10 protein-coding genes are annotated in these 10584 nt (G+C 64.9%); 3 read left to right on the top strand and 7 right to left on the bottom strand.

Annotated elements, in window-relative coordinates; genetic code table 11:
- Position 1 precedes the first annotated feature (1 nt).
- From CKO27_RS03160 to nudE, 5 genes are all read right to left on the bottom strand, one after another.
- A complete protein-coding gene (locus CKO27_RS03160) occupies positions 2–445 on the bottom strand; it encodes an ArsC/Spx/MgsR family protein (protein ID WP_200373418.1) in 444 nt (147 codons plus the stop codon).
- A gap of 75 nt (positions 446–520) precedes the next feature.
- On the bottom strand, positions 521–799 hold the full coding sequence (locus CKO27_RS03155; RefSeq protein WP_200373417.1) for a 4Fe-4S dicluster domain-containing protein: 279 nt from the start codon (positions 797–799) through the stop codon (positions 521–523).
- A gap of 27 nt (positions 800–826) precedes the next feature.
- Positions 827–2320, bottom strand: coding sequence for a nitrogenase cofactor biosynthesis protein NifB (nifB, locus tag CKO27_RS03150; RefSeq protein WP_200373416.1), 1494 nt, complete (start codon positions 2318–2320; stop codon positions 827–829).
- A 299-nt stretch (positions 2321–2619) separates the two neighbouring features.
- Entirely contained in the window at positions 2620–3645 is a 1026-nt protein-coding gene (locus CKO27_RS03145) for a thioredoxin family protein (protein ID WP_200373415.1), read from the bottom strand.
- A gap of 86 nt (positions 3646–3731) precedes the next feature.
- Positions 3732–4280 (bottom strand): ADP compounds hydrolase NudE, encoded by a 549-nt coding sequence (gene nudE / locus CKO27_RS03140; RefSeq protein ID WP_200373414.1) that lies wholly within the window; start codon positions 4278–4280, stop codon positions 3732–3734.
- Positions 4281–4308: 28 nt separating this feature from the next.
- Here nudE and yrfG point away from each other — a divergent pair, with 28 nt between their 5' ends.
- Positions 4309–5019 (top strand): GMP/IMP nucleotidase, encoded by a 711-nt coding sequence (gene yrfG, locus CKO27_RS03135; protein WP_200373413.1) that lies wholly within the window; start codon positions 4309–4311, stop codon positions 5017–5019.
- Here yrfG and CKO27_RS03130 read toward each other — a convergent pair whose 3' ends face one another.
- Entirely contained in the window at positions 5020–6732 is a 1713-nt protein-coding gene (locus CKO27_RS03130; protein WP_200373412.1) for a DEAD/DEAH box helicase, read from the bottom strand.
- A gap of 228 nt (positions 6733–6960) precedes the next feature.
- On the opposite strand from CKO27_RS03130, the gene trxA reads away from it, so the two are divergent.
- Both trxA and rho read left to right on the top strand, forming a co-directional pair.
- Positions 6961–7287 carry a thioredoxin TrxA gene (trxA, locus tag CKO27_RS03125; RefSeq protein ID WP_200373411.1) on the top strand — a complete coding sequence of 109 codons (327 nt, stop codon included), beginning with the start codon at positions 6961–6963 and terminating at the stop codon, positions 7285–7287.
- 190 nt (positions 7288–7477) lie between these two features.
- Positions 7478–8734, top strand: a complete 1257-nt coding sequence (rho, locus tag CKO27_RS03120) for a transcription termination factor Rho (protein WP_200373410.1) — start codon at positions 7478–7480, stop codon at positions 8732–8734.
- A 188-nt stretch (positions 8735–8922) separates the two neighbouring features.
- Here the strand turns inward: rho and CKO27_RS03115 are convergent, their stop codons facing one another.
- Positions 8923–10197, bottom strand: a complete 1275-nt coding sequence (locus CKO27_RS03115) for a Coenzyme F420 hydrogenase/dehydrogenase, beta subunit C-terminal domain (protein WP_200373409.1) — start codon at positions 10195–10197, stop codon at positions 8923–8925.
- Positions 10198–10584: the final 387 nt, after the last annotated feature.

The raw sequence follows: 10584 nt of genomic DNA, 5'->3' as shown, positions 1-10584 counted from the left end.
GTCATCGCGGGACCGCTCCCTCGGTGGGACTATCGCAATAGGGGTCGACGCCGGTCCGAGAGCAGGACTGGAGATCCTCTCCGGTGGCCAGCCTGACGCCCAGCGCCTCCAGCAGCGGACCGGGTTCGAAGCCGCAGCCGCGTCCATGCTCGGACTCGATCAGCGGACGGCGGATCAGGAGCGGATCCTCGACCATCAGGGCCAGCGCCGTCGTCTCGTCCAGGGTCTCTGGGCGGACGGCACCCTGTTTGATTCGGGGCGCGGTCGGGTTGAACCAGTCGCGCACCGGTCGGACGCCGAAAAAGGGCCGTAGCCGTTCGGCGGTCCAGGGCTCGGCGAGCAGGTTCCGCACGGTCAGGGGATGGCCGAGCGACCTCAACAGGGCCTGCTGTTTGCCGTTGGAGACGCAGCCTGGCTTTTCGTAGAAGATCACAGTGCTCGACACGCGGCGATTCCCCTGGGTTCTGGTCGCTGGCCTGAGGTGGCTGGGTTCGATGGGTTTTGCTTTGCTCTACCCATCCTACCGGGCCTGGATCTCGGCCATGGCGGCGGCCAGACGCTCGGGCGGGATTCCGGTCAGGGAGCCTGGCGGATTCACAGGTACGCCCAGGCCGTCGAGAATGACCCCTTCGACCGGGCAGATGCTCGCGCACTGAGGCTCGGCGAACTCGCCCTCGCACTCGGTGCATTTCCGGGCGTCGATGAGGAAGTGCGACGCGGCCAAGGCGATGGCCTGGCTCGGACAGAGCGGCTCGCAGGCCCAGCAGTTGACGCAGCCCTCGATGATCTTGAATGCCATTGGCTCGGTTCCCCTTGGGTGTTCGGGTCAGGCGGACAGACGTCGCGGCTCGGCGACGGACGGTTCCAGCCGGCCAGACTCCTCAAGCTCGCGGTAGACAGCGGCGATCGCCTCCTCGATGGGCTCCATCGCATGTTCGCCATTCGGCGCGATCCCGGCCGCTTCCAACTGGCCCCAGGGCTCGTAGCCGATCTTGGCGCAGAGCACCACCTCGCAGCCGGCGAGGGCGCGGATGGTCTTCTGGAGCTTGGTCTCGGCCTCGCCGCAACTGTCCCCGCCGGAGCAGTAGAGATCGACCTTGCGGGCGCCGATGAAACGCACGTCCTGGCTGGACGCCTCGTAGACGAGGAACTCGCGCGCATGGCCGAAGTGCTGGTTGATGACGCCGCCCCCGGTGGTCGCGACCGCCATCAGCACCGGTCGAGGCTCCGGCTTCCTGGGGAGGCCGCGCTTGAGCGAGGCGAGCGAGACGAAGGTCTCGCCGCTGTGCTGGCGCTGCGCGGCGCGGTTGGCCTCGATGGTCGCGTGGACCTCGGCGCGCCGCGTCATGGCGGCGGCGTAATCGATGTCCATCTGCTCGATCTTGTCGAGCGTGAACTCATGTCCGCGATCCTCGCCCAGCATCCCGACCGCGTCGGCCCGGCACTGACGGCAGTGACGCATCATGGCCATGTCGCCGGCGCAGGCGTCTTGCAGGGTCTGAAGCTCCTCGCTGGTCGGACCGCGCTGGCCCATGAGTCCATAGAAGGTTCCGTGCTCGGCCTCGGCGATCAGCGGCATGACGTTGTGCAGGAAGGCGCCCTTGGCCTTGACGACCCGGCTGACCTCCTTCAGGTGCTCCTCGTTCACGCCGGGAATCAGCACCGAGTTGACCTTGACCAAGACGCCGCGCGCGACCAGCATCTCCAGGCCCTTCTGCTGCTGCTCGATCAGGATCTCGGCGGCGCGGCGGCCCTTGATGCGACGGTTGTTCCAGAAGATCCAGGGATAGATCTTGGCGCCGACATCCGGGTCGACGCAGTTGATGGTGATGGTGACGTGCTCGATGTTGTGCTTGCAGAGTTCCTCGACCACGGATGGCAGGGCCAGTCCGTTGGTGGAGACGCAGAGCTTGATGTCGGGCGCCTTCTCGGAGAGCTGCCGGAAGGTCTCCAGCGTGCGTTCCGGGTTGGCGAGCGGATCGCCCGGACCGGCGATGCCGAGTACCGTCATCTGCGGAATATTGGCCGCGACCGCCAGTACCTTCTTGACCGCCTGGTCCGGGGTCAGCAGCTCGGAGACCACGCCGGGGCGGGACTCGTTGGAACAGTCGTATTTGCGATTGCAGTAATGGCACTGGATATTGCAAGCCGGGGCCACCGCCACATGCATCCGCGCGTAATGATGATGCGCGTCCTCGGAAAAACAGGGGTGGTTGTTGACCTTGGCGCGGATCGCCTCCGGCAGATAGGCCAGCCGGTCGCCGCTGCTCCCGCAACCGCTCGACGCGCAACCGCCCGGGCTCTGTACCTTCAACTCCATCACGCGGCCTCCAGGGAATTCGTGGGCACGGACGGCCCAGGTGAATCGAAGAATCTGGAAGCTGTATAAGCAATCGTCGTGCCTGAGCTGATGGTTCAGGCAGGTGGCTGATTTATAAGACGATGCTAAATGACCTGGGTGGGTTTTGTTGGGATCGCGACAGATGCGCGACCCCTGTCGTGTGGGGATCGGCACAGACGGGGCGTCTGGAGAGCGGAGGCCGGAGAATCCATCCCCGGCATGGATCGGTCGGTGGCGGGTCGGTGTTGGGACGCCGGCGGGAGGACGCCGCCCGAGACTCAATATCCCCGCGAAACGCGCCAGTCACCGTAGTCCTGCGTTAGATACGCCTTGCTGACGATGTAGTTCAGGACGTTGCGCAAGCGATAAAAGCCAACGACCGAGTCGAGCCGCAGCAACTCCTGGCCCCCTTCGTCGAAGAAGAGGATCGCCGGGGCATAGAAGAGCCCCAGTTCGGCGGCCCAGGCGCGCGAGCTGGTGCGCACGCCCGCCGGGGTGATCACGGGTGTGTCGGACCACATATCCAGTTGCGCGCTGTCGAAGTCGGCGAAATGCCGGTTGATGGCGGGCGCGCGCAGAACCTGTCCGTGCAGCACGTCGCAGGGGTGACAGTCGCCCTGCTCGAAGAAGACCGCCAGCGGTCGCTGGGCGGGAACGCGGCGGTCCAGGTCGTGGGGCGGTGGGCTGAGGAAGGGCTCCGCGTTCAGATCCTCGGCGTCGAACACCATGCGGTTGTCGCCCCGAGCCAGATAGTCCCGAAAGGATTCGCGCTGGTAGTGCCCGTCGGCCACGAACTCCAGGGCCGCGCGGAACTGGTAGGGCGGATAGTAGCCGCGCAGCGCGAGCGCGATCTCGCCGCGCGCGTCGTAGAAGAGGATCGAGGGGGTGAAGTCGGTCTTCTCCCGTTGCGACCACTCGCGTTCGGTGGTTAGGGTGCCATCCGGGGTCGTGACCTCCTCGGTTCCCCAGATATCGATCGGCACCAGGTCGAAATGCCGGCGGGTATATTCGACGATGTCGGCGTTGCCGAAATTCACCCGCATAAGCTGGTGGCAATAGGGGCAGCGTTTCTGGCCGAAATAGACCATGAGCCCCTGCTTGCCGCCGCTGGTGGCTTCCGCGAGATCCGCCCGCAGATCCAGGAAGCTCTCCTTGAACCAGTCCGGGTAATCGAGCACCTCTTCCCTGGGGAAATCGTCGAAGCTGTAGACCGCGTCATCCGACGGGTTGGCCTGGGCCAGTGGGCACGCCAGGCCAAGCATCAGCATCAGCATCGAAAGCATCGGACGGCGAGGGGCAAGCATGCCTGGTCTCCTTGGGTGTTCGTCTGGCGGCGATCATGCGGACGTCGCCAGTGGGCGGTGGAAGGTTGGTGGTCGGGCCAAGCGTCTCAACGCCCTTCGCGCTCCAGGAGCCGGGTGACCAGCAGGAGCGCGGCGATGGAGCGGGCCTCGTCGAAATCCTCGCGCGCCAGCAGGGCGTCGATGTCCCCGAGGCGCCAGGGGATGACCTCGGGCGGCTCCGGCTCGTCGCCCGCGAGACGCTGGGGAAACAGCTCGCGCGCCAGCACGATCAGGCTGTGATGCTGGATATAGCCCGGAACCAGCGACAGCCGGTCGATGATGCGCAGATTCCGGGCGCCATGGCCGATCTCCTCCTGAATCTCCCGATTGGCCGCGCTCAAGGGATCCTCGCCCGGCTCGACCACGCCCTTGGGAAAGCCCAGTTCGTAACGTTCGCTCCCGGCGCCATATTCGCGAATCAGCAACAGCGTATCGGCGTCCAGCATGGGTACAATCATTACCGAGTCGGCGCCGCCGGGGATGCGCTCGTAGGTTCGCCGGCGGCCATTGGCGAATTCCAGATCGATTTCCTCGATCCGAAACAGCTTGCTTTGGGCCACCAGACGCCGATCGGTGATCTTGGGTTTTGACCGCACGGGCGGACTCCTAATGGGCGACCTCGACATGAGCGCGACGCACGACCCGATTGACTGGGACCAGATCGACAGCGTCTTCCTGGATATGGACGGCACCCTGCTCGATCTGCATTTCGATAATCACTTCTGGCTGGAGCATGTCCCCCGGCGTTACGGCGAGGCGCGCGGACTCTCGCTCGACGAGGCCAGGGCCGAGCTGCTGCCGCGCTATCGCGACATCGAAGGAACCCTGAACTGGTATTGCGTGGACCACTGGAGCCGCGAGCTGGGCCTGGATATCGTCTTGCTCAAGCAGGAGGTCGAGCACCTGATCGCGGTTCATCCGCATGTCATGGAGTTCCTGGAGGCCCTGGCGTCGCTCGGCAAGCGCCGGGTTCTGGTGACCAACGCGCATCAGAAGACGCTCGGTCTGAAACTGGAGCGGACCCGGCTCGCGGGTCATCTTGAGCGTGTCATCTCCTCGCATGACCTGGGCGTCGCCAAGGAATCGCCGGGGTTTTGGCCCCGGCTCCAGGACATCGAGCCCTTCGATCCCACGCGAACCCTCTTCGTCGATGACAACCTGGGCGTACTGGAGGCGGCCCGTGACTATGGGTTGCGCTGGCTCCTCGCCGTGCGGGAGCCCGATTCCAGGAAACCCAGGCGATCCATCGAGACCTTTCCCGCGATCGTCAATTTCTCGGAGCTGATGCCCCTGTCCGGATCCCAGGCCGCGCGGGCGTCGGCCGGCGAGTCCTGATCAATCGACGGTTTCCGGGGTCGGATCCAGGACGGTCCGGGCCGTCTCGCCGCCATCGCCGACCGGCTTGCGCCGCCGCCGACGCCGTTTGGGCTTCGTCTCTCCGTTCGGCACGGCCTCGTCACTGGCCGCAACCGGGGTCTCGACCGCATCCCTCGCCGCCGGGCTGGTTTGGGGCGGCGGGCTGGTTAGAGCCGCCTGCTCGAATCTGGGACGCAGCTGGCGGCGTCGGCGTTCGCCCGTCTTTTCGGGCTGGGCCTCGGATTCCTCCAGTGCCTGAGCTTCAGGGTGTCGCTGCGGCGGCTCTGGATCTGCCCTGGCCGCCGGCGGTGGGGCGTAGGTGAGTGGTGGCGGTGGAGCCTCGGTCGCCGCCGGGGGTTGGGCCGGAGGTGCCGGCGATTTCCGGGTTTCGCGCTCCGGTCGTGGGCGACGGGGCCGGGTCTCCGGCGCGCCCCGCTCGGACGATCCGCCGCGCGTTCCGCGCCCATCGCGCCGTTCCTCCCGATCCGCGCGGTCCGGCCGCAACCGGCTGCGTGGGCTGATATCGGCCAGCAACGCCTGATCGACCGGCAGCACCGGGATCTTGGCGCCGATGAAGGTCTCGATATCGGGCAGGCAAAAGGCGTAGGTCTCGCACACGAAGCCGATGGCATCCCCGGCCGCACCGGCGCGCGCGGTGCGACCGACGCGATGGACATAGTCCTCCGGATCCTCGGGCAGGTCGTAGTTGACCACATGGGTCACGTCCGGGATGTGCAGGCCGCGCGCGGCCACGTCGGTTCCGACCAGTACCGGCAGGGTGCCCTCGGTGAAATCGCGCAGCAGCTTCAGACGCTTGGTCTGAGGCACGTCGCCCGAGAGCACGGCGGTATTGATGCCGTTACCCTGGAGATAGCCCCAGACCCGGTCGGCCTCGCGCTTGGTGTTGACGAAGACCATGATGCGCGCGTCGGTCCAGCCGCGCACCAGTCCGATCAGCAGTGGAATCTTCTCCTCGTTGGAGGTCATGTAGCAGCATTGCGCCACCCGATCCGCGGTGACCTGGTCGGTCTCGATCTTGACCAGTTGGGGGCGGTTCATGTGCTCGTAGGCCAGCTCGGTCACCCGATAGGAGAGGGTGGCGGAGAAGAGCATGCCCTGTCGCTGCTCGACCGGCGGCATCTGCCGGAACAGATAGCGAATGTCCTTGATGAAGCCCAGATCGAACATGCGATCCGCCTCGTCGAGCACCACCACCTCGATGCCCTTGAGGTCGAAGACATGCTGCTTGTAGTAGTCGATCAGACGTCCCGGCGTACCGATCAGGATATCGACGCCGGCGGCCAGGTCGTCGCGCTGTTGCTGATAGCCCGTCCCGCCGAAGACTACCGTGGAGCGCAGCCCCGTGTGCTTGGCCAGGAGCAGGGTATCCTTGTGGATCTGGACCGCCAGCTCGCGTGTCGGCGCCAGGATCAGCGCCCGCGGCCGGCAGTGCGGCTGTGGCTCGGGTGTCTGGTTCAGGAGGCGCTGCATCACGATCAGCACGAAGGCGGCGGTCTTGCCGGTGCCGGTCTGCGCCTGACCCGCGACATCCCGGCCTTCCAGCGCGATCGGCAGGGTCTCGGCCTGGATCGGCGTGCATTTAGTGAAGCCCGCGTCCGCGAGGCCGGCGAGGATCCGCTGATCGAGAGCAAAGCTTTCGAATCGAATCTGAGTGAGGTGGGTGTCTGACATGGAAGCTAGGCGTCCGAATTGGCCTTATCGTTGGGTGTCGAGCCTCGCGGACGTGCAAGGCTTGCAAATTATCTTCGCTTTGGATCAAATAGCATCTTACTCAAGGGCTCCTGCCAAAGCCAATTCGCCCGCCCGCTCCTCACCCGCCCCGCGCGACGCCTCCGTGGCGAGCTCCAGGCTCTCTACACAAATACACGAACTAAAACAAACTAATGGGAGACAACTTCAGTGAGCGATAGCATCGTCCATGTGACCGATGACTCTTTCGAAGAAGAGGTTCTCAAGTCCCCGGAGCCTGTCCTAGTCGATTACTGGGCCGACTGGTGCGGACCCTGTAAGATGATCGCCCCCGTCCTCGATGAAATCGCTGGCGAATACGCGGGCCGCATCAAGGTCGCGAAGCTCAACATCGACGAGAATCCGAGCACTCCGCCACGTTACGGTATCCGCGGCATCCCGACCCTGATGCTGTTTCGCGCGGGCGAGGTGGAGGCGACCAAGGTTGGCGCCGTCTCCAAGTCCCAACTGACCGCCTTCATCGACAGCAATCTCTGAGCCGACCGCTCGACGATTCCGGCGCGACCCCGCGCCACTTGGGAGTTCGACCAAATCGAATCGACACGGGGCGTCCATCCGGGCGCCCTCTCTCCGGTAAATTGCCGCCCCTAGCCGCACTCCCCCGCGACTTCGTTCCTACACGGGGCGCTCTTTACCAGCCACGACCTCTGTCCTAACGAAAACCGTGATGAATCTAACCGAACTCAAGAAGATGCCGGTGCCCAATCTGGTCGCCCTGGCTCAATCCATGGAAATCGAAGGCGTCGGACGATCCCGCAAACAGGATCTGATCTTCGCCATTCTCAAGGCCCAGGCCAAGAAGGGCGAGGATATCTACGGCGACGGCGTGCTCGAGATCCTCTCCGATGGGTTCGGTTTCCTGCGCTCCGCCGACGCCTCCTATCTCGCCGGCCCCGACGACATCTATGTCTCGCCGAGCCAGATTCGACGCTTCGCGCTGCGCACCGGCGACACCATTTCGGGCAAGATCCGCCCGCCCAAGGATGGCGAGCGCTATTTCGCGCTGCTGAAGGTCAACGACATCAACTTCGACCGGCCTGAAAACGCCAAGCTGAAGATTTTGTTCGAGAACTTCACCCCGCTGTTCCCCCAGAAGCGGCTCGGGCTGGAGATCGGCAACGGCAGCACCGAGGACATCACGGCCCGCATCATCGATTTGGTGGCTCCCATCGGCAAGGGTCAGCGCGGACTCATCGTCTCGCCGCCCAAGGCCGGCAAGACCATGATGTTGCAGAACATCGCCCAGTCCATCGGGCACAATCACCCGGATTGCTACCTGATCGTCCTGTTGATCGACGAGCGCCCGGAAGAGGTCACCGAAATGGCCCGCTCGGTGCGCGGCGAGGTCATCTCCTCCACCTTCGACGAACCCGCCACCCGCCATGTGCAGGTCGCCGAAATGGTCATCGAAAAGGCCAAGCGACTGGTCGAGCACAAGCGTGACGTGGTCATCCTGCTCGATTCCATCACCCGTCTCGCCCGCGCCTACAACACCGTGGTGCCCTCGTCCGGTAAGGTGCTGACCGGCGGCGTCGACGCCAACGCCCTGCAACGCCCCAAGCGCTTCTTCGGCGCCGCGCGCAACGTCGAGGAAGGCGGCTCGCTCACCATCCTCGCCACCGCGCTGGTCGATACCGGCTCGCGCATGGACGACGTCATCTACGAGGAATTCAAGGGCACCGGCAACATGGAGATCCACATGGATCGCCGCATCGCCGAACGGCGCATCTTCCCGTCCATCCACATCAACCGCTCCGGCACCCGTCGCGAGGAGTTGCTGATGGGTCAGGCGGAACTGCAAAAGATGTGGATCCTGCGCAAGATCCTGCATCCCATGGACGAACTGGCCGCCATGGAATTCCTGCACGACAAGCTCAAGGCCACCAAGACCAATGACGAATTCTTCTCGTCGATGAAGGGCTGAGGAGGCGCTCGCTCGTCCTCTCGGCTGGTTCCGACGGATCCCCGCGTCGCGGATGTGACGCGGGTTCCCCGAATCCCCGGCGCGGGACGCCGGCCGTCGCCTGTGTTGAACGGCCCGGAACCTGGTTCCAGGCCGTGGCGTCATTCGCTCCCTATCCCGGCGGGCGCCTGGCCCGAGGGCGTGCCTGGCTATTTCTCGTCCGCTGGCGGCGCGAGCGCCCGCCCGAAGGTCTGTTCATAGGTCTCCGCGTAGGGTGCCAATGTCTCGTAGACATGGCGGGGTACCACGCGGGACTCGAAACGGGCGAACTTGCTGCGCACATAGTTGAGATTTCGCAACAGCTTCATCTCGATGATGGCGCGCGCGAATTCGAGGCCCTTGGAGCCTTTCTTGCGTTGCAGGTAAGCGACCAGCTTGCGGACCAGGAAGGGTGGTTTCTTGGCGCCGGGCGGGTGGGTGAGCCGCTCCATGAAGCGCGGCATGCCGCGCGTGCGGTCGCCGCCCTCGGTCAGTTCGCCGAATTCCAGATCCGGACGCAGCAGTTCGAACAGTTCCTCGCCGATCTCGGTGCGCACCAGCGTCCATTGCCAGCCGAGCGGCGCGCCCATGTAACCGACGGTCAGGTCCGACAGGCTGTTGGGATAGTCGAAGCAGGACAGACAGGCCGAGGGGAAGATGCCGTGCAGCTTGTCCATCGGGAAGTCGATGTAATTGACCCGCTCCACCTGCCCGTCGTCGTGGCGCAGCCAGAGACTGAAGTCCTGCATGAATTCATGGTGCGCGACGGTCGCGGGCGAGCGTGAGATCTGGGACAGGAAGTATTCCAGGTCCGGGTAGGTGACGTTGTCGCTGCAGGGGATGCCGATGACATAGAGCTTCTCCAGCCCCAGTTCGGCCTCGATCGCCCGCAGCATGTGCACCTGGCAACTGGTGCCGATGAAGGCGAGCCGCTTGATTCCCTGTTCGCGCACGGCGTCGATCAGGCTCAGATTGGGCGACAGGCAGGGCTTGTTGCCGGCCGTGGCGAGCACTTCCGCCGGTGTGCGCGCGAGTACGGGCTGGGCCTTGAAGCGGGTTCCGGGCGCGGCTCCGGTGGTGATGACGGCCTCGACCAGACCCTGTTCGAGCAGGCGCGCGCCGAGCGCGGTGACCATGCCGGTCCACTGCGCCTTGGGATTGGGGCGGCTCAGACGCGCGGCGTATTGGGCGCGATGGATGCCGAAGCGCAGTTCGTCGTCGGGCCGGCGATTACGCCCATGCAGGCGTTGCTCGATCTCCTGGGTCTGGTTGCGCACGAAGACGCAGGATGTCGACATGAGCGAGCCGAGCGAGCTGTCGCAGAGGCCGCAGTCGCTACAGAGGCGGGGCCGGCCTTTCAAGCGGTCGTCGCTGCTGAGGAGCGAGATGGTGTCGAGTCCCTTGGACGGACCCGTTTCCTGGGAGTCGATCGCGGCGTCGCTCATGCGAGCGCCTCGTCGGCACGGCGTCCGCCGTCGACTCCGGTGGTGGCGTCAGGGTATGGCATGCGGCTGATCTCCTCGGTGGTTTAACCTGGAAAGCCAGGGTTCCTTGGTATTGTATTTGAGACCGATCGTCTCGTCGTCGCCGCGCGCGGCGGATCATGATCGGAAATTACCGCCCGATCGCCTCGACTGATCGACTCAATTCGCTTGACCTCCCGTGTGCATGGGCGCTAGGGTCGCGAGTTTGATTTTTGCCCTGGGTTCGTCGCGTGATTGACGGCTGGACCCGGCCTCGCCGGACAGCGGCCGCGCACGCGCTTGCTTCGGGTGCTCGCGATCAACAGGCCGTTTGCGCCAATTTCGACACACTAGAACTAGGTTCGCCGC

It is taken from the genome of Thiocystis violacea, from assembly GCF_016583575.1.
Lineage (GTDB): Bacteria > Pseudomonadota > Gammaproteobacteria > Chromatiales > Chromatiaceae > Thiocystis > Thiocystis violacea.
This window is presented reverse-complemented; position numbering and strand designations above follow the sequence as displayed.